Origin of the sequence: Mesorhizobium sp. B3-1-6, from assembly GCF_006439555.1 — a bacterium.
Taxonomy (GTDB): Bacteria; Pseudomonadota; Alphaproteobacteria; order Rhizobiales; family Rhizobiaceae; genus Mesorhizobium.
Window position 1 is genome coordinate 110810 of the sequence record NZ_VFTM01000012.1, and the last position, 17967, is coordinate 128776.

16 protein-coding genes are annotated in these 17967 nt (G+C 64.6%); 6 read left to right on the forward strand and 10 right to left on the reverse strand.

Annotated elements, in window-relative coordinates; translation table 11 throughout:
• Window positions 1-58 precede the first annotated feature (58 nt).
• Both FJ414_RS13085 and FJ414_RS13090 read left to right on the forward strand, forming a co-directional pair.
• Window positions 59-1120, forward strand: a complete 1062-nt coding sequence (locus FJ414_RS13085) for a betaine/proline/choline family ABC transporter ATP-binding protein (protein WP_140644796.1) — start codon at window positions 59-61, stop codon at window positions 1118-1120.
• Complete coding sequence (locus tag FJ414_RS13090; RefSeq protein ID WP_140644797.1) at window positions 1117-3213, forward strand: ABC transporter permease subunit; 2097 nt, start codon at window positions 1117-1119, stop codon at window positions 3211-3213. The genes FJ414_RS13085 and FJ414_RS13090 overlap by 4 nt, the downstream gene beginning before the upstream one ends.
• On the opposite strand, the gene FJ414_RS13095 is transcribed toward FJ414_RS13090, so the two are convergent.
• From FJ414_RS13095 to FJ414_RS13110, 4 genes are all read right to left on the reverse strand, one after another.
• The gene (locus tag FJ414_RS13095; protein WP_140644798.1) at window positions 3214-4497 is read right to left on the reverse strand and encodes an O-antigen ligase; all 1284 of its coding nucleotides are present in this window, start codon (window positions 4495-4497) and stop codon (window positions 3214-3216) included.
• 41 nt (window positions 4498-4538) lie between these two features.
• Window positions 4539-5630 carry an acyltransferase gene (locus tag FJ414_RS13100; protein WP_140644799.1) on the reverse strand — a complete coding sequence of 364 codons (1092 nt, stop codon included), beginning with the start codon at window positions 5628-5630 and terminating at the stop codon, window positions 4539-4541.
• Between the two features lie 120 nt (window positions 5631-5750).
• Window positions 5751-6932: a polysaccharide biosynthesis/export family protein gene (locus tag FJ414_RS13105; protein ID WP_140644846.1), complete on the reverse strand. Its 1182-nt coding sequence runs from the start codon at window positions 6930-6932 to the stop codon at window positions 5751-5753.
• A gap of 186 nt (window positions 6933-7118) precedes the next feature.
• Complete coding sequence (locus FJ414_RS13110; protein ID WP_140644800.1) at window positions 7119-7796, reverse strand: sugar transferase; 678 nt, start codon at window positions 7794-7796, stop codon at window positions 7119-7121.
• 607 nt (window positions 7797-8403) lie between these two features.
• On the opposite strand from FJ414_RS13110, the gene FJ414_RS13115 reads away from it, so the two are divergent.
• The gene (locus FJ414_RS13115) at window positions 8404-8676 is read left to right on the forward strand and encodes an exopolysaccharide production repressor exox (protein WP_140644801.1); all 273 of its coding nucleotides are present in this window, start codon (window positions 8404-8406) and stop codon (window positions 8674-8676) included.
• Here FJ414_RS13115 and FJ414_RS13120 read toward each other — a convergent pair.
• The 6 genes from FJ414_RS13120 to FJ414_RS13145 form a co-directional block, all read right to left on the reverse strand.
• Window positions 8650-10545 carry an ABC transporter ATP-binding protein gene (locus tag FJ414_RS13120; RefSeq protein ID WP_140644802.1) on the reverse strand — a complete coding sequence of 632 codons (1896 nt, stop codon included), beginning with the start codon at window positions 10543-10545 and terminating at the stop codon, window positions 8650-8652. The two genes, FJ414_RS13115 and FJ414_RS13120, sit on opposite strands and share 27 nt — an antisense overlap.
• Window positions 10546-10553: 8 nt before the next feature.
• A complete protein-coding gene (locus FJ414_RS13125) occupies window positions 10554-11636 on the reverse strand; it encodes a serine kinase (RefSeq protein WP_246672383.1) in 1083 nt (360 codons plus the stop codon).
• Window positions 11633-13543 carry a lasso peptide isopeptide bond-forming cyclase gene (locus FJ414_RS13130; protein WP_140644803.1) on the reverse strand — a complete coding sequence of 637 codons (1911 nt, stop codon included), beginning with the start codon at window positions 13541-13543 and terminating at the stop codon, window positions 11633-11635. Before FJ414_RS13130 ends, FJ414_RS13125 begins: the two co-directional genes overlap by 4 nt.
• A gap of 3 nt (window positions 13544-13546) precedes the next feature.
• Window positions 13547-13963, reverse strand: a complete 417-nt coding sequence (locus FJ414_RS13135; RefSeq protein WP_246672384.1) for a lasso peptide biosynthesis B2 protein — start codon at window positions 13961-13963, stop codon at window positions 13547-13549.
• Window positions 13947-14246 carry a PqqD family protein gene (locus FJ414_RS13140; protein WP_140644804.1) on the reverse strand — a complete coding sequence of 100 codons (300 nt, stop codon included), beginning with the start codon at window positions 14244-14246 and terminating at the stop codon, window positions 13947-13949. The genes FJ414_RS13135 and FJ414_RS13140 overlap by 17 nt, the downstream gene beginning before the upstream one ends.
• A gap of 156 nt (window positions 14247-14402) precedes the next feature.
• The gene (locus FJ414_RS13145) at window positions 14403-14555 is read right to left on the reverse strand and encodes a lasso RiPP family leader peptide-containing protein (RefSeq protein ID WP_127229803.1); all 153 of its coding nucleotides are present in this window, start codon (window positions 14553-14555) and stop codon (window positions 14403-14405) included.
• Window positions 14556-15055: 500 nt separating this feature from the next.
• On the opposite strand from FJ414_RS13145, the gene FJ414_RS13150 reads away from it, so the two are divergent.
• The 3 genes from FJ414_RS13150 to FJ414_RS13160 all read left to right on the forward strand — a co-directional run bounded on the left by FJ414_RS13150 (window position 15056) and on the right by FJ414_RS13160 (window position 17877).
• The gene (locus tag FJ414_RS13150) at window positions 15056-16330 is read left to right on the forward strand and encodes a nucleotidyltransferase family protein (RefSeq protein WP_140644805.1); all 1275 of its coding nucleotides are present in this window, start codon (window positions 15056-15058) and stop codon (window positions 16328-16330) included.
• A 4-nt stretch (window positions 16331-16334) separates the two neighbouring features.
• Window positions 16335-17375 (forward strand): glycosyltransferase family 2 protein, encoded by a 1041-nt coding sequence (locus FJ414_RS13155; RefSeq protein WP_246672385.1) that lies wholly within the window; start codon window positions 16335-16337, stop codon window positions 17373-17375.
• 124 nt (window positions 17376-17499) lie between these two features.
• Window positions 17500-17877, forward strand: coding sequence for a hypothetical protein (locus FJ414_RS13160; RefSeq protein ID WP_140644806.1), 378 nt, complete (start codon window positions 17500-17502; stop codon window positions 17875-17877).
• The last annotated feature ends 90 nt before the right edge of the window (window positions 17878-17967 follow it).

Here is a 17967-nt window from a genome sequence, read left to right on the forward strand (position 1 = left end):
ACGACCCGGCTTCCGCACTGCGTGGAGCCGGGCGAACAATCGGCATGGGTTGATGGGAATGGACACTGCCGCGCGTCCGGTAAAGCTTGCCTGTCGAAATGTCTGGAAGGTCTATGGCCGGCGCCCGGGCTACTATTTCGACTCCCGCGGCTATGTCATTGATCCCGACGCGCTGGCCGAGCGGCTGCGTGCGGAGGCGCATCTGCCGGCCGTGGTCGATGCCAGCTTCGAGGTCGCGACCGGCGAGATATTCGTCATCATGGGCCTGTCCGGCTCCGGCAAGTCGACCCTGGTGCGCTGCCTGTCGCGCCTGGTCGAGCCGAGCGCCGGCGAGATCCTGCTCGACGGCAGGAACCTGCTCGCCGCCAGCGGCAAGGAGCTCATCGAGCTGCGCCGCCACGCCATGGGCATGGTGTTCCAGAATTTCGGCCTGCTGCCGCATCTGAGTGTATTGGGCAATGTCGCCTTCCCGCTGAAGATCCAGGGCAAGTCGGCGAAGGAGCGGGAGGCCCGCGCCCGCGAGATGATCGCGCTGGTCGGGCTCGAAGGCCGCGAGGCGTCCCTCCCGCACCAGCTCTCCGGCGGCCAGCAGCAGCGCGTCGGCATCGCCCGCTCGCTAGCGGTGGGCCCGGCGCTCTGGTTCCTCGACGAGCCGTTCTCGGCGCTCGATCCGCTGATCCGCAAGCAGATGCAGGATGAGTTCCTGCGCCTGCAGCGCATGCTGAAGAAGACCATCATCTTCATCACCCACGACATCGCCGAGGCCTTTCGCCTGGCCGACCGGCTGGCGATCATGCGGGCGGGCAAGATCGTGCAGATCGGCCGACCGGCCGACATTGTGCTCAATCCGGCCGACGATTATGTCGCGCAGTTCACCGAGGACATGCCGCTGCTCCGCGTCATCACGGCTGGCGACATTGCCGCGCCGGCCAATGGCGCCGCGCTGCCGGAACGGAGCATCGCCGCCGACACCAGCCTCGAGGCGCTTATTCCGCAGCTCGCCTCCGGCGTGGCGGCCTTCGCGGTGCCCGGCGCCGGCGACGGCCCGCCGGCGGTGCTCAGCGCCGGCGCGGTGCTTGCCGTGCTGGAGCGCGAGCAGGCAAGACGCACGCGCTCATGACGGCGCCGGCCGCGATAGCACCACCCCTGCAAAGGATGGCCATCGCGCCGGCCCTTGTCCCCTGGTGCGGCCTGGCCGTGCTGACGGTGCTCTGCCTGCTTCTCAAAACCGAGCTTCCCTGGCTGGTCAGTTTCCCCAAGGAATGGACGCTGCCGCTGGCCAGTTATATCAACGCCGTGACCGACGTTGTCGTCGCCGTCATCCAGCCCGGGTTCCGGGCGCTCTCCGCCTTGCTCGACGCGCCGATGCGCGGCGCGCGGCTGGCGCTCGCCTGGTTGCCCTGGCCAGCGGTGATGCTGGCTGTCGTCGCCCTTGCTCTGAAGTCGAGCGGCGAGCGGCTGGCGATCTTCGCGCTCGCCACGCTCGCCTATATCCTGCTCGCCGGCTATTGGCCGCAGAGCATGAACACGCTGGCGCTGGTGCTGCTGGCGGTACCGATCTCGACGGTGCTCGGCTTCGTGCTTGGCGTTCTCGGCTACGCTCGCCCGCGCCGGCGTCCGGCCCTGCTTGGCGCGCTCGACCTGATGCAGACGGTGCCGGCTTTCGCCTATCTCATCCCGCTCTTGCTTCTGTTCGGCTTCGGCCCGGTGGTGGGCCTGATCGCCTCGGCGATCTACGCGACGCCGCCGATGGTCCGCAATACCATGCTCGGCCTCGATCGCGTGCCGGCGGCGATCAGCGAGGCCGGCCTGATGAGCGGCTGCACGCGCCGCCAGCAATTCTGGCAGGTCGAGGTGCCGACGGCGCTGCCGCAGCTTCTCGTCGGCTTCAACCAGACGACGATGGCGGCGCTGTCGATGGTCATCGTCGCCGCCATCATCGGCGGCTTCGAGGATATCGGCTGGGAAGTCCTGTCCTCCATGCGCAAGGCCGAGTTCGGCCAAAGCATCCTCTCCGGCCTGGTGATCGCGCTGCTCGCCATCCTCATCGACCGCCTCACCATCGGCTTCGCCAAAGCGCCGGAGACCGGGCCGACGCGGGCCATGCGCTGGATGACGCCGCGCCGGCTGGCTCTGTTGCTGGCGGTCGCGCTGGCTCTGGCCGTGGTCATCCGGCTCGCCGAGCCCGATGCGACGCTTCTGCCGGAAACCGGGCTGCGCATGCAGATGGGCGCCGTCAACCAGTGGCTGCTGGGACTCGTGCGCGACTATGCCTGGTTCTTCAACGACGTGCGCAATGCCGTGCTCTATTGCCTGCTCTTGCCGATGCGCGTCGGCATTTCGGGCGCGGCGACGCCTGCACTGTGGGGCTTCACCCTGCCACCCCCGGTGCTGGCCGTCTATGTGGTTTTGGTGGCGGCCTTGGCTGGGTTGGCCCTGCACCGTTTCGGCTGGCGGGCAGCGGTCGCCATGGTCGCCGCCGGCCTTGTTCTCTACACCGGCTTTCTCGATCTGCCCTGGCCCGTCTTCATCCTTGCCGTCGCCTTGCTTGCCGGTCAGGTGGCGGGCTATCGCCTCGGTTTTTTCGCGCTGGCCGGCTTCGGGCTGATCCTGGTCAACGGCCTGTGGCCGCAGCTGGTGCAGTCGCTCTATCTCTGCACGCTGGCGGTCCTGCTTTGCCTTCTGGTCGGTGGCGCCCTCGGCACATGGGCGGCGCACAGCGACCGCGTCTCGCGCATCCTGAAGCCGATCTGCGACGCGCTGCAGACCATGCCGCAATTCGTCTTCCTCATCCCTGCGCTGATGTTCTTCAAGGTCGGCGAGTTCACGGCGCTGATCGCCATCATGCTCTACGCCATCGTGCCGCCGATCCGCTATGTCGAGCATGGATTGCGGCATGTGCGCGCCGATGTCGTCGAGGCGGTCGAGCAGATGGGCGCGACGCCGATGCAGACCTTGCTGCAGGCCAAGCTGCCGCTCGCTCTGCCGGTCGTCATGCTCGGCCTCAACCAGACCATCATGGCGGCGCTCTCGATGTTGGCCATCGCTGCCCTCGTCGGCACGCGCGATCTTGGCCAGGCGGTCTATGTCGCGCTCGGCAAGGCCGATGCCGGCATGGGCCTCATCGCCGGCCTGTCGATCGCTTTCCTGGCGATCCTGGCCGACCGGCTCATCCAGGCCGCTGTCGCCCGCTCCGCAGCTGCGTCACGCTGATCAGACCGGGGCCGGCATGCGGCCATTGGCAGGCCTCTCGTCCTCGGCGGGAATAGCCGCTCTGCGGCGTCGGAAAGCCGGCAATGGGCTCAGCGTGAACAGGCCGTAATAGACGATGAACGACGCCATGAAGTAGGGGCCGAGCATCTCGACCTCGAAGAAGGAGCGGATCAGCATCAGCCCGATCGCGCCGGCAAGCACCACCGAATCGGCGCTCCAGTCGCCGAACACCACCTTCGACACATGGCCGTAGAAAGAACGCAGGATGACCAGCGCCAGCAAGGTGACACCGATGAAGCCGATCTCGACCAGCGTCTCGACATAGGTGTTGTGGAAGTGGAAGCCGGAGCGCGTTGAGATATAGAACTCCGCCCACAGCCGTTCCGGATCGGCAAATCCCTGCACCCAATAGGCGGCATAGCCATAGCCGAGCAGCGGATGCTGCTGCGCCGCCTCCCAGCCTTGCTCCCACAGATAGGTGCGGCCGGTGAGCGTCGAATCCTTGCCGAAGATGCCGAGCACGACATCCAGCAGGCCGAGGTTGAGCGCCGCGACCACCCCTGTCACCAGCGCGCCGGCGCCGACGATGAACAGCACACGGCGATAGCGCAGCGAGAGCACCTTGGTCATGCTGAGCAGCGCCACGATGCCGATCACCGCCGGCAGCGAGGCCACCGACGTTGCCGAATGGGCGATGGCCAGCATGTAGACCGACAACAGCATGATCGGCGCGGTCCAGACGAAGCCCAGCCAGTTGCGCCGGTAGAAGGCCAGGAACGCAAGGCAGAAGAAGATGCCGAGCGAAGAGAAGAAGCCGATCTGGTTCTTGGAGCCGAAGGCGCCGACGAAATTGACCGTGCCGTCGATCGTGTCGAGCGCGTAAGCGCCGACTTTCAGTGAATAGAGCAGAACGAAGAAGATGCCGATCAGCGAGCCCACAACCAGCGTGCGCACGTTGATGGTGCGCGCCGCGACATAGGCGCAGACGATGTGCGAGGAATATTGCACCGCCGCGCGCGCGCTGATGCCCGCTGCCTGGGACCAGAACACCGAGAAGCAGACATAGGCCGCAAGCAGAATGGGCAGCCAGGCGCTGGAGAGCTTCCAGGTGAAGCGCCGGTAATCGACGAACAGCAGCGGCAGCCAGACGGCGTAGTAGGCGAGGATCAGGATCTGGCCGAAATTGGGCGAATAGGCGAAGGCGAGCATGGAAACCGCGACGGCGAAAGTGCCGTAGGTCTCGTTGCGATCGGGATCGATCAGAATGGATTTCGGAATCTTCATACCGGATTTTGTCCGTTGAGCCCTTCTTGTGCGATGAACCGCTACGCCACGGCCCGGGCGCGCTGCATCTGCCGCTGCAGGAAGCGCCGCACCGGCTCGTCATAGATGCGCGTGGCGATGTCGGCGATGACGACGACCGAGGCCGCCATCACGATGCCGAACCAGGGATGATGCGCGAACGGATCGATCGAGAAGGCCTTGCCGGCCCCGGCGATGATCATCAGCATCGGCGTATGGATGATGTAGATCGGGTAGGAAATCCGCCCGAGCCAGCCATAGAAGCTTGATAGAAGCGGCGCGGTCGGCGCCACCGCGCCGGTCATCACCATGAGCGGGAAGACGATGACGATGGCGGCGAGGTCGTAGACGACGCGCGCCCCGCCGGCCGGAGCGATTGCGAAGACGGCAAGCGTGAGCAAGATCGCGCCTTCGACCCAGAAGCCGCGCCGCAGGAAGCCGAGGCTGCCCTGCCAGCGCGCCATCGATCGGCAGAGCAGCACGCCCAGGAAGAACGAGAAAGTTACGCGCGGCAGGCCGCTGAGGATGGTCTTGCCAGTCATGCCGAAATCGAGCGTGCCGGCGAAGATCGAGGCGACGACGAGCAGCACGAGGCTGGCGCCGACGATCCCCGTCAGCACCCGCCGCGAGAGGAGCGCGAAGACCGCGACATAGGCGATGTTGACGATGAGCTCGAAGAACAGCGACCACGAAGCGGGATTGAGCGGAAAGATCGTGTGATAGGCGTCGCTGACCAGCGGGATGAAGAGCATGCCGGTCGTCAGCTGCATGCCGATCTCGGACAGCGGCATGTATTCGGCCGGCATGAGTCTGTTCTTGACCAGCAGGTAGAAGAAGCCGAGCAGCGTGCCGGCGAGATAGAGCGGATAGAGCCGGATCAGGCGGATGGCCACGAAGGAGCCGAAGCCCATGCCGTTCTCGATCTTGCGGTCATAGGCATGCGCGATGACGAATCCGCTGAGCAGGAAGAACAGATCGACCGCGAGATAGCTCGACGGCAGCACCTTGCCGTCGGCCAGGAACGGCGAGAAATGGTAGAGCATGACGCTGATCGCCGCCACGCCGCGGATGGCGTCGAGATTCAGATAGACGTGACGCTGGGCTGCGGGCTGCATGTTATGCCTTCAAGCGGTCCAAAACAGATCGCCCGCCCGCGCCGCAACGCGAACGAGCCTGGCTTGTCCCTCCCGCCTCCGGGTCCCGGCTCGCTTCGGGCAAGCCTCGGTCCGGCGGCGCTACTGGCTGGCCGTCGGCGCCAGCTTCACCTTGATCACGTCGCCCGGCAGGACAGGCGTGTCTTCCTTGGCTTCGATCTCGCTCGTCTTGCCGTCGGCAACCCGCACTAGCGAATAGAGCAGGGCCGGCTCCTCATCTCCGGTGATGCTGGCCGCCGTCGCGGGATCCGACGCCTGCGCGATCAGGCCCTTCTGCATGCCGGCCTTCAACGTCGCCTCGTTCAGGTCGGCCTCGGCCTGCTGCCGGTTGGCGGTAAGGGTGGAATTCAGTGAGTTCCTGGCATCGATGGCGTCCTGCTCGGCCTTGCTGATCGACTGCTTGGCGGTGAGGATGGCCGTCTCGTAATCCAGGATCTTGCCCTGCAGGTCGGTGACCGACTGCTGCGAGGAAAGCAGGCGCGCATTGGCAACCAGGCCCTTCTGCGCCAGTGGACCGATGCTTTCGGCCTGCTTCTCGGCCAGATCGACCTGCTTCTGCTGGTTGGCGATCTTCTTTTGCAGCGATTCGATTTCCGACTGCAGAACGCCCTTCAAATCGTCGAGCGCATCGAGCTTCAGCTTCAGCGATTTCTGGTCGGAGACCAGGATCGCCGTTTCGTCGGCGACGATGGTCGCCAGTTTCGGATCGCCCCCCTCGATTTCCTTGGGCACCTCGAAAGTCGTCTTGCCTGCGAGGTCGGCATCGATCCTGGCTCGTTTGACGAGCAGGCGGATGCGCTGATCGTCATAGATATCGAAGCTGCCCTTGGCGGTAACCAGATCCTTCCCGAGCTGCGGGCCGTAATCGGCGTTGCGCCTTATGCCGCCGGCGATGCTGACTGCCTTGAGCACCGTCAGATCGGGCACGAAGGGAAACTGGCCGGGGTTCTGGACTTCGCCGGAAATGTAGAACGGCCGGAACTGCGCCATCTCGACCGAGGCTTCCGGCTTGTCGGGCAGCGCCAGCTTGCGCTGCAACGCCAGCCCGATCGCCGAAGCGACTTCCGCCGTCGTCTTGCCGGCGGCCTGCATGTCGCCGACGAACGGCACCGAGAGCGTCCCGCTCGGGCCGACCGAATATTCGCCATTGAGGGCTGACCAGTCGCGGAACGTGCCGTCGACCGTCTGCCATTCGGCGACGCGGATGTTGAGCTTGTCCTGTGGGCCAAGCTGATAATCGCCGGCGGCGGCCAGTTGCGGCATCGCGAGCGATGCCGCAACAAGCAACGCGCCCGCGAAGCGGGCCGTCGTCTTGGACAGGAGACTGCAGGCGTAAGACAGTCCGAAGGGGTTTTTTGTCAAATACGTTTCCGATTCGCTTTGGCCCCATCCGCCCGATGAGATCACTGCCGGATGCCTGCCCCGAATCTGGCGGAGCAGGCCCGTCGGTCAATAGCTGCCGCGTGACATCCACACGGCAGGAACGGTCTTGAAGATGATGCGAATATCCTCGGACAAAGACCAGTTCTCGACATAGTGGCGATCGAAGGCGACGCGCGTGTCGTAGGATACGTCGTTGCGGCCGCTGACCTGCCACAACCCGGTCAAGCCCGGACGCGACTTCAAGTAATAGACCGCGGCGCTGCCGTAGATCTCCAATTCGTCGCGCACGACCGGGCGCGGGCCGACAAGGCTCATGTCGCCCTGCAGGATGTTGAGGATCTGCGGCAGTTCATCGAGGCTGAGCTTGCGAAGCACCTGCCCGACGCGGGTGACGCGTGGATCGTTCTTCAGTTTGCGTGTCGCGATCCATTCGGCGTTGGCATCGGGATTGGCCGCCAGATACGCAGCGAGCACGCGCTCGCCATCCGGCACCATGGTGCGGAATTTGAGGCAGGAGAAAATCCTGCCGCCGCGGCCGATGCGCTTGTGGCCATAGAAGATCGGACCGTTGTCCGAAAGCTTGACCAGCAGCGCGACCATTAGGAAAAGCGGGCTGAGCAGGATCAGCCCGGCCAGGGAACCGACGATATCGAAACTGCGTTTGAGCAGACCGCCGATGGGGGGTGGAAAATCAACGCCGACCTGCGCAAAACCCGCATTAGCCGACTTGGCGACGTCCCTCATGCAGAAGCTCCATACGTTGAACGGATGGTTTACGACAAGATATCAAAAAAATGCTGCAGCGCAACACACAATTTCCCATCGGACTGAAATGCTCACGTCATGAATTGACTAAATAATAAACCTGCCCTGCCCAAATTTTCACCTTTGTGGCACGTTTATGACAAGGTGAGAGCGAACCAGGAAAATGTAGTCCGCCTTTTAGGCCATTTTTGGACAGTGCATTCTTTGCTGCAGAAGAAACGCGGTTGCGCGCCGTCGGAAGCACTCGCCATGGTAAGTTATTCAGATAAAATACTAATCAAAGTGGCGAGTTTTACTGAAGCGGCAGGCGGCTAATTGAATAGCTGCCGGAGCCAGAGTGTGCGACGCAGCATGGCAGAGTCGATCTCGTAAAATCGTTGGAAACCATACCTGCACGGCCTTGCTCCGGCCGACGCGCCTTAATAGAGTCGCAAATTGTTCCTGTCATAGTCTGCATGGGTAAGGAAGGTCGGAAGCAACCGGCCGGATAGGGCAGCCAGAAAAAGCTCTTTGGCGCAACGGGGAGTTACGCGGGTGGGTAAGTCGCAGCTTCTGCATGCTCGTCTCGGTTGAGAGGCCGGCGAACATGTCTCTGCCAAAATTCATCGTCGGGATGATCTTCGCGCTGGCGATCGTCATCGGCTGGTCTTATTTCGATGGCGCGTCGGCGGGCACCATCCTCTTTCGCGCCGTCGTCTGTGCCGTCATCATCCAGGCCGGCTATTTCCTCCTGGTCTTTGCCATGATCGGCGGAACCACGCCGACATCGGCCGACAAGGCCCGCGAGGCCGACCGCGGCACGATCCTGAACAAGGTCGCCGACGGTGAAAAGCTAAGCGCCAGACGCAGCTTCCACTGAACGTTCGACCGGCGCCGGGACCAGTCCCGTCTCGACCGATGACGCGCCTTCGCGCTCGGCCTGCTCGCCGGACAGCATCCTGGCAAGGCGGCTGCCGGCCTTTGCCTTCAGCCGCCGATATTGTCCGACCTCGACGATGCGTCCGTTCTCGATGGCCACCACCCAGTCGGCGAAGGCGATCATCGACGGCCGGTGCGCGATGGTCAAAATCGTCATTTGGCCGCGCAGCGCCTCGATCGATTGGGCGATCAGCGACTGATTCTGCCAGTCGAGCGCGCTCGTCGCCTCGTCGAGGATGAGCAGCGAAGGCTTGCGCAGCAGTGCCCGCGCCAAGGCGATGCGCTGCCGCTCGCCGCCGGAAAGCCGGAGGCCGCGGTCGCCCACCACCGTCTCCAGCCGCAATGCCAGGCGCTCCACGAAATCGGCCGCATGGGCGATGTGCAAGGCCGCCCATAGTTCCTCGTCGCGGGCCGCGGGCGCGGCAAGGCGCAGATTGGCGGCGATCGTGTCATGCAGCAGGAACACGTCCTGCGGCACATAGGCGACCCGATCGCGCCAGGCTCTGCGATTTTGCGCCGTGATCTCCACGCCGTCGGCCAGAATGCGTCCCGCGGTCGGTTCGAGCAGGCCGAGCAGCATGTCGGCGATCGTGCTCTTGCCGGAACCGGAAGGGCCGATCAGCGCCGTCACCTTGCCGGCCGGCAGGCCGAAGGTGATATCGCTGACCACCGGCTTGCCGTCGCCCTCGCCATAGGCGAACGCCACATCGCGGATGTTGAGGCCGGTCTCGAGAGACAGTCTTGCCCCTTGTTCGGCCATGCTTTCTTCCGGCTCGCGCTCGGCATCGAAGCGGGCCTGGAGGCTTTTCATCGAAGCATAGGCCGGTAGGTTGATCAGCACCTGCTGGGTCTGGAGCTGCATATCCATGAAGCGCGGCGCGACCCGCATGAAGACCAGGAGCAGCACGACGATCTCGGCCAGCGACAGGTGGAAACGGACCAGCGCGACATAGATGAAGAGGCTGAGCCCGATCACGCTCGTAACCTGGAACAGGGCGGTGCCGAGCGAACTGTTGCGGACGAAGGCGATGTTGTCGGTCTTCATCTTGTCCAGCGTCGCGCCCAGCTCGGCAAAGTAGCTTGCCTCGACATTTAGGCTCTTGGCGACCTTGATGCCGCCGAGGAACTCGGAGACCGTGCGGTACTGATCCTGGCGATTGCCGGTCAGGGTGCGGCCATAGGCGCTGGCGCGCGCCCTGAACGGCTGCAGCGCAACCAGCAGCACCAGGCCGACGAAGATGGCGAAGGACGTCATCACCGGCGAGATGAACAGCGAGACCGCGAGATAGCCGGTGAGAAGCAGCGTCGCCTGGGTCAGCATCAGCAGCGAGAAGGCGGCCACCTGCACCCGGTCGACATCCCCGTTCAGCGCATGGTCGAGATCGGAGCCGCGGATGCGGGTGAAAACGCCCCAGCGCGCCTTGCCGACGCTCTCGAACAGGTTCATGCGCACGCGGTTGACGAAATCGTAGAGCAGCCGCGCCATGTAGACCGACTTGAAGCGGTTGAACGTCGCTTGCAGCGCCACCAGCGCGACGAGCAGGCAGAGCACGGTCGCGAGCGACAGCGTTCCGCCGGGCACCAGCCAATGCAAGGCCTCAGGCACCCGCACCGCATAGTCCTGGTCGGGCTTGCCGATCAGGCGCAGCAGCGGAACGAGCAGCAGGATCGAGATGCCTTCGGTGAGACTGCCCAGGATCAGGAAGGCAAGCGCCGTCGCCGTGCGCCGTCCGCCGACATGCGCCATCATGGCGCCGAAACCGGCGATGTCCCGGAAAAGCGACAGGCGAAACTTCGAGGACCAGCCCATGCCCTGGCTCACCTTGTTCCGGACGCCAGGTCGGTTTCGATCGCGGCGACCGCTTCATCGAGCCTGGCGAGTCCGGCCGGCACTTCGAGGCGGCTGACGCCGACCCGTCCGGCGACCTGCGCGCATTGGCTAAGATGCGCGGCGGCAAGATCGCCGGGCAGCGCCTGCCGGCCGAACCGCGTGACATAGGAGAATTTGATGACCGCCGGCAACGCGGCGGCGCCGATCAATGGCGAGATCGCCGCCCGCCCGCCGCGCTCGAGCACATAGATGCGCGATACCGGCACCGCCTCGGCGGCAAATCCGTCATGCAGCCGATGCTGCGCCTTGTCGATCTGCGGATGCACCTGCGGACGCACCTCCGCCTGCTCGAGGCGAATGGCGCCGGCCGCGTCCGCCGCGAGCTTGAGCTGCGGAAATCCGGGCAGGATCATCGGCCGGTCAGGATCGGACAAATCCAGCGCCACGACGTCGTCGGTGAGCAGACGGTGACCGGCGCGGATCATCGCGCCCGCCGTCGTCGACTTGCCGGCGCCCTTGTCGCCCATGAAGATCACGCTCCTGCCGCCGACGGCAATGGCGCTGGCATGCAGGACGAGCAGCCCGCGCCGATGCAGGGCAAGCGCCATCACCGGCCCGAGCAGCGGAAAGGCGAGCAGCGGGTCGTCGATCCCCGGCGCCGGATCGACATCGATCCGGCTGGCGTCGCTGATCATGAAGGTGCCGACCGCCTGCCAGGAAAGATATTGGCGCCTCGCCTCGAACCGGAACGCCGCGGCGCCCAGCGATGCGCTGTCGGGAAAGTCGACCGGCCTGATAGCGATATCGAGGTCGGGTGTCGCCGGCGCCATCGGTTCCAGTTCCGGCAAGGCCACTTCCGAGCTGACGACCAGCCCGTAGGCCTTGTAGAAATGGCGGACGCGTCCGCCCGGCGCCGTCGTCTCGGTGGCTGGCTCGGGCCGCGCAAGACCGTGATGGCGTTTCGTTGAATCGCCATCACGGTCTAACTCTTTGTTAGGGCATGATCTTTCTCCGAAAACCGGTTCCCACTTTTCGGGATCATGCTCTAGGGAAGCGATCGGAAGATTCATGCGGGGCCTCCTTGGACTTGCCCCAGCCACAGCGACAGCGAAACCGAGCGCCAGACATGCTGGACGTCGGGCAGCGTCGCCTGCTCAGGCTGGCGCAGCATGCGCTCATAAACCGCGTTCACTTCAGGCAGGTTGACATAGGGCGCGATCCGCTCGCTGTCCGATATCAAAAGCTTGTCCAGAAGCTCGCGGTGGTTGCCGAGCATGCCCTTGACCAGGTTGGCGGTGAAATCGATCTTGTCGCGCCGCCATTGCACCGCCGGCGGCAGAACGCCTTGCATCGCTCGGCGCAGCACATGGCGGCCAAAACCGTCCTTGAGCTTTTCCTCGCCGGGCAGCGCCAGGCAGAATTCGACGAGCGGCTTGTCCCAGAACGGATAGCGCGGCTCGACGCCGAAATTGGCGGCGGCCTTGTCGAGCACTTCGAAGGCGTGCGGCACCAGCCCGGTGGACAGAAGCCAGCGATGCGTCAGCGCTTCGCTGGCGCTCACGGCGGCGGGCATGTAGCCGCTGCGATGAAAGCGCTCGGCAAGGTCGGTGCGCCTGGCAAGGTCCGGATTGACCAGGCCCGCCCAGGCGCGCGGTGCCGATGCCGGCCTCTGCCGCACCTTGCCGACAAGGCGTCGGGCCATCGATCGTATCCGGGCGATCCGCCAGGCCGGTCCGTAGATGGTCAGGAACTTGAAATAGAGGGAGAGCATGCCCTCGCCATAGGTGTTCGCAGCGCTGTGCAGTTCGCGCCACAACTCGAGCCACCGGCCGGCATTGGCGAGTTCGTGAAGGTGTCCATGGCCCTGCGAGACGACCTCGTCGCCGCCATGTCCATCGAGAAGCACTTTGACGCCCTTTGCGCCCGCCGTCCGGTAAAGGTCGCGCGTCAAGGACAGGCCGGGCGCCAGGAACGTGCCCTCCTGCTCCTCCAGGATGCGCTCGAACTCGGCGAAGGGCGCATAATTGCTCACCGCAATCAACGTGGCGTCGAGCGGATTGCCGTCGAGCACCGCATCGATGAACGGCTTCTCGTCCATCGGCGAGCCCTTGTCGAAAACCAGCGAGAAGGTCTTGAGCCTCGGGTTGCGCTGCGCGGCCGCGCGAAGACCAGCAACGCAAGCGATCGAGGAGGAATCGAGCCCGCCGCTCAGCATGGCGCCGACGGCCGGCGTGCCGCGCATCCGGTTCTCCACCGATTGCGCGAAGAGATGCCTGAATTCCTCGGCCGCGTCCGAGCGCGGCGGCCGTTGCGACGGCTCGATCTGCCAGTAGCGCCGCAGCACCACCTGGCGGCCTGCGACCGTCATGCCGTGCCGTGCCGGCAGGCGGAAGATCTCGGCGTAGGGCGTGGCCTGCGGATCGTCCGGCAGGCCGGCGAGGAAGCCGGAAATCTGGTGCTCGCTGAGGCGCCTGCCGATGCCGTCCAGCGTAAGGATCGGCCCGATCTCCGAGGCGAACGCGAAGCGCCTGCCGGTCGTGTGATAGTAGAAAGGTTTGACGCCGAAATGGTCGCGCGCGCAAAACAGCGCCTGCCGCTCGCCGTCCCATATGGCGAAGGCGAAATCGCCCTGCAGATAGGTCGGGCAGGCCTCGCCCCATTTGAGGTAGGCGCGCATGATGAGCACCGCGTCGGCGATCGACCGGTCGCGCATGCCGAGCCGCGCCAGAAGCTCGTCGCGATTGTCCAGCCGGCAGTCGGCGGTGATGGCGAGCTTGCCGCCGGCCATCGTCAGTGGGCCGGGACCATCCTCGCCGGTCGTGCCGAGCCAGGCGTGGCCGAGCGCCACGCTGCCCTCCGTCCACCACGAGTTGCCGTCGCGGGCGCGGTGGCGCATGCGCGAAAGCATCTGCTGGATATCGCCGGCCCCGGCGGGCCGGTCGTTGTCGCTGAGCACGATTCCGGCGACGCCGCTCATCGCTCACGACCCATGGTCGACCAGATGGGCAAATCCTTTGATCGAGCCGCCAAGCACGATGTGGTTGCCGCTCATCAGCCAGGCATGCGCCTTGAGTTCGCTGCCCGTTCCTTTCTCGATGCCGATGCTGATCTTCGAGGCGCTGCCCTGGCGGGCGAGCAGATACTGTCCAGCCAGCGCCTGGGTAAGGCAGCTGGCGCCCGGCACGAGCCGCGCCGCGGCGGCGACGCCCCATGCGACACGCCGCAGGTCGGCGATGCTGGCGTCGCGTCCGGCGTCCAGCCGCGTCACCAGGCTGCGGACACGGTTGTAGGAAGACAGCGTCAGCGCAAGCCGTACCGCGCTCACCACCGTCAGGCAGCGCGCCAGAAACAGCATTTCCTGGCCGCTCAGCGAGCGGAGCCTAGACCAGTTCCTCACTGTGGAGCCTCGCAAGCCCTGCTTCGCTCAGCCCCTTGAGCAAGCCCTCGACATCGGCCTTGCAGCGTTCGGCGTCGACATTGTAGCGCGCAAGCACGGCGCTGCGGATATCGAGGACCGTTCGCGGCTCCTGGATCTGCTCCCAGATGAAGGCGCCGACGCCGTTCAGGCTGTAATAGACATTGGATTTCAGGTGGAGCAGCGCCAGTCCGGCGCCGAATTCACAAGCCACCGCCTCGTTGGTCGCGACGACGCGGTCATCGTCCGAAGGGTTCCAGTGCATCCTAAAACCTCGTTGCTGGCCCGCCGCGCCGTCAGACGTTGCTGTGGATCGGTTGCCGTCGATCCCCGGCAGGAAGCCGGGGGACAAAAGCCCCCCGGGCTCACCTGTTGGAGAACACCCGGAGCCCCAACTTCGACTCCCGGATGCCTGTAAGCTTTAGGAGAAAGTCAGCTCGCCGATCGGCGTGTGCGCGGGAAAGCTCGCGTCGAGCGCCGTCGTGCCAGCACCGCCCTGCGTGATCGTTTCAATCGAACCATGAACCGTCAGGCTGGGGGTTTCGTACTCATGCTTTTCAACATTCTGTTCCATTTTACTCTCCAATTAAGGACTGGAAGCGGCTGCAGGCTGCCGCCAGCATATCGCTATGCTGCAATGCGATTGCTGCACGGCACCATCCATGAGTCAAGCCTGATTTACCAAGCATTAATCAATTCTTGGTTGCGCTCGCCTTCGTTGGTAATCAAGGTGTAGGCGCCGTCATCCTAAACCTCAGCCGTCCACGAATTCAACCGTAGGTCTTTGCCGTTTAAATAAGTATCTGATTTAATTATGATAATTTGCTAGGCGAGAAATTCATTTCGCAAATGCGAAGAATTTGCTGCAAGAAATCGCCACGTTCCGGCTCGCGTTGGCATATCCGGTTTTGTCTTCAAAAGTGATTGAGCGTGCAGCGGTTTTAAACGCTGCGGTTGCAGTCGCGAGCCGGCCTCTGCCCGCTTTCGGGCGATCCCGTCAATTTTCTCGATGCTTTTCTTCGCAGGTGCGGTATAAACCGCGCGGGCGGCATTTTGCGGAGAACGACATCGGGCATGGCGATGCAGGATGGCTCCTATGAAAGGCTGCGCGCCGCCGGCTGCGCTGACGAAGTCGCCTATGTGCAGGCCTGCCTGAGGCTGTTTTTCGCGCCAGGCGTCGACATCACGGGCGGCCGGGCCGACATGCCCGCGCCGACAATCTCGTCGGCCCCGGCAATCTCAGCGACCCCAACAATCTTGACAGCCCCAACAATCTCGGCGGCCCCAACAATCTCGGCGGCCAATGTCGCCGACATCGCCAGGTTGAACAAGGTCGCCGTCTTCCTGCTCAAGGCGCTCGCGCATACGCCCGGGAATGCTGCGCCAGCGGAGTTGCCTGCCTGGCTCGACGGCTACCGCCGGCGCACCATGTCGATGAATGCCGCCTGCATCGGCGATTCGATGGCCATCGATCGCGTGCTGCGCGAGAGCCGGGTCGATTTCGTCTTCCTCAAGGGGCCGCTGCAGCAGCATCTGCTCTATGGCGACCATTTCATGAAGCCATCCGGCGATGTCGACATACTGGTTTCGCCGACCGGTTTCGCCAGGGCCCGCGATGCGTTGCGCACGATCGGCTATGAGGTTGCCGGCAAGTCGCGCTCGGTCTGGTGGGTGCGCTTCCTCGGCGAGCAGCATATGGTTCGCGAAGACGGCACGAGGGCCTCGACCGTCGACCTCCACCACCGGCTCCAGCAGCCGGGGTCGCCCAGCCCCCGCGACATCGACGGCTTCCTGCGCCGCAAGCGCGAAGTCGCGGTCGCCGGCGCCGCCATGCCGATCATCTCGGCGGCCGACACCTTGCTTTTGTCCGCGATCAGCGTCGCCAAGGCCTTTTTCAACCGCGAGCCCTGCGCCGGCTATGTCTGCGACGTCAGGGCCAGCGCCAGCCGCCTGAGCGAAGCCGAGCAGCGGATGGTTCTCGACCACGCCGCCGAGCAGGGCCTGGCGGACACGCTGCTCTTGGGGTTGCGTGCCGCCGACGTGCTGCTCGGCGCCGCCGGCACGCTGCTTTCGGATCGCGCCGCCCGCATTCTGGCGCGCATCGACAACGCCGATCTCTTCCACATGGTGGTCGCGCCCTGGCTCGCGTCGCTGCGCTGGCCGCAGCGCCGCCATGTGCTGTGGGAGCTCTGCGGCCGCGAGCCGGTCCGTTACCTGGCTGAAGCCGGCTGGGCTGCCTCCGCCGACCTCAGCCGGCGCATCTTCGAGCGCCCGGCCACGATTGAGCCGGCACGGAGCGAAATGGTCAAAATCGTGGGCGGGGCGGCCACTCATGCAAGCGAAAGGTGAGCCCATGCCCGTGACGACGCCTGTGACGAGCCCGATGGCGACCTTGGGGGTCTGCGTCATCATCGCCGCCCGCAATGCGGCGCGCACGATCCCCGCCGCCATCGCTTCGGCGCTGCGCGAGAGGGAGGTCGCCGAAGTCGTCGTGGTCGACGACGCTTCCACCGACGACACCCGTGACGTGGCTTTGGCCGCCGACGACGGCAGCGGCCGGCTTGCCGTCGTCCGCCTCGACGTCAATCGCGGTCCTTCCGCCGCGCGCAACGCCGCTATCCGGGCTTCCAAATCGCCTTTCATCAGCATTCTCGACGCCGACGATTTCTTCCTCGAAGGCCGCTTCCGCCGGCTTTTCGCCAGCACCGACTGGGATTTCGCGGCCGACAACATCATGCTGATCCGCGACGATGCCGCGACAGACTTTGCCAAGGTCGCCGCGCCGCCTTTCGCGGCCGATCCGGAATTTCTCGATTTCGAGCGCTTCATCGACGGCAACATCTCGCGCCGCCGCGTCCTGCGCGGCGAGCTCGGTTTCCTGAAGCCGGTAATCAGCAGGGCTTTTCTCGAACGGCATGGGCTGGCTTACGATGAAAGCTTGCGTCTTGGTGAAGACTACGAGCTCTATGCGCGCGCTGTCGCCCGCGGGGCGCGCTTCAAGGTCATCAAGTCCTGCGGCTATGGCGCGATCGTCCGCGCCGATTCGCTGAGCGGTCGCCATCGAACGCAGGATCTGAAGCGTCTTGCCGATGCCGACCTGGCGCTGCTGGCGCTCGACAACCTTCCGGAGCGCTCGAAGGCCGCGTTGCGGCGCCACGAGCGCCATGTCCGCGACAAATACCGGTTGCGCAATTTCCTCGACGTCAAAGCCGAGCGTGGGCTGGCGTCGGCCGCGGCTTATGCCTTCGCCAGCCAGTCGAATCTGATCCCGATCGTGCGCGGCGTCGCCACCGACAAACTCGACGCGCTGTTCCGCCGCGCCGGGATTGCTGCAAAGCAACAAATACCGCCGACGCGCTTCCTGATGGCGGCGACGAGCGCCGCGAACGAATGATCCCGCATCACGCCGCAAGCCGTCATCCCTCAAAAAATCCGCATTCGCAAAACTATGATATTGCCTAGTCGCCGCGGTAGTGGCAGTCTATGCTGCAATGCAGCAATTTCGAAAGGCCGACAGGATGGCTTCGATTTTTGGCTTCAGATCCCGGGATCCGGCTCGCGACCGCCAGACCGATCTCCAGCGTTTCGACCGGCTCGCGAAGCTGTTCGACCAGATCGCTGCCGAGATCGAGGCGGAGAAGACCGGGCTGGAGAATCGCTACAGGTCGACGGCCGCCAACGCGGCCTTTCTGGTCGAGGCGATGGAGAATGGTTCGGCGTCGACCAGCAAGGGCTCGGATGTCAGCGCGATGACGAATTCGATCCTGAACTGCGAGCGGCGCATTGCGGAGCTCGTTCGCCAAAAAGGCCTGGTGAAGGAACTGCGTCATTCGCTCGACGCGATCGTCGAGGATGGTGCCGATCGGTCTGCACCGCAGTCCGCGGCAAGAGGCTGACGGCGCCTTCGGGTGTCGTCATCGGTACGAGACATTAGAGGAGTTCAAGAGGGCGAAGGATCGGAAGCGGCTCGCTCGCGCGGGCCCAAG

Excerpts from the sequence above, each read along its gene's own strand:
- FJ414_RS13140 (WP_140644804.1), bottom strand. The coding sequence starts at position 14,246 with ATGCACTGGAACCCTTCGGACGATGACCGCGTCGTCGCGACCAACGAG.
- FJ414_RS13105 (WP_140644846.1), bottom strand. The coding sequence starts at position 6,932 with ATGCCGCAACTGGCCGCCGCCGGCGATTATCAGCTTGGCCCACAGGAC.
- FJ414_RS13115 (WP_140644801.1), top strand. The coding sequence starts at position 8,404 with ATGTCTCTGCCAAAATTCATCGTCGGGATGATCTTCGCGCTGGCGATC.
- FJ414_RS13095 (WP_140644798.1), bottom strand. The coding sequence starts at position 4,497 with ATGAAGATTCCGAAATCCATTCTGATCGATCCCGATCGCAACGAGACC.
- FJ414_RS13100 (WP_140644799.1), bottom strand. The coding sequence starts at position 5,630 with ATGCAGCCCGCAGCCCAGCGTCACGTCTATCTGAATCTCGACGCCATC.
- FJ414_RS13155 (WP_246672385.1), top strand. The coding sequence starts at position 16,335 with ATGCCCGTGACGACGCCTGTGACGAGCCCGATGGCGACCTTGGGGGTC.
- FJ414_RS13090 (WP_140644797.1), top strand. The coding sequence starts at position 1,117 with ATGACGGCGCCGGCCGCGATAGCACCACCCCTGCAAAGGATGGCCATC.
- FJ414_RS13145 (WP_127229803.1), bottom strand. The coding sequence starts at position 14,555 with ATGGAACAGAATGTTGAAAAGCATGAGTACGAAACCCCCAGCCTGACG.
- FJ414_RS13160 (WP_140644806.1), top strand. The coding sequence starts at position 17,500 with ATGGCTTCGATTTTTGGCTTCAGATCCCGGGATCCGGCTCGCGACCGC.
- FJ414_RS13085 (WP_140644796.1), top strand. The coding sequence starts at position 59 with ATGGACACTGCCGCGCGTCCGGTAAAGCTTGCCTGTCGAAATGTCTGG.
- FJ414_RS13125 (WP_246672383.1), bottom strand. The coding sequence starts at position 11,636 with ATGAATCTTCCGATCGCTTCCCTAGAGCATGATCCCGAAAAGTGGGAA.
- FJ414_RS13120 (WP_140644802.1), bottom strand. The coding sequence starts at position 10,545 with ATGGGCTGGTCCTCGAAGTTTCGCCTGTCGCTTTTCCGGGACATCGCC.
- FJ414_RS13110 (WP_140644800.1), bottom strand. The coding sequence starts at position 7,796 with ATGAGGGACGTCGCCAAGTCGGCTAATGCGGGTTTTGCGCAGGTCGGC.
- FJ414_RS13150 (WP_140644805.1), top strand. The coding sequence starts at position 15,056 with ATGGCGATGCAGGATGGCTCCTATGAAAGGCTGCGCGCCGCCGGCTGC.
- FJ414_RS13130 (WP_140644803.1), bottom strand. The coding sequence starts at position 13,543 with ATGAGCGGCGTCGCCGGAATCGTGCTCAGCGACAACGACCGGCCCGCC.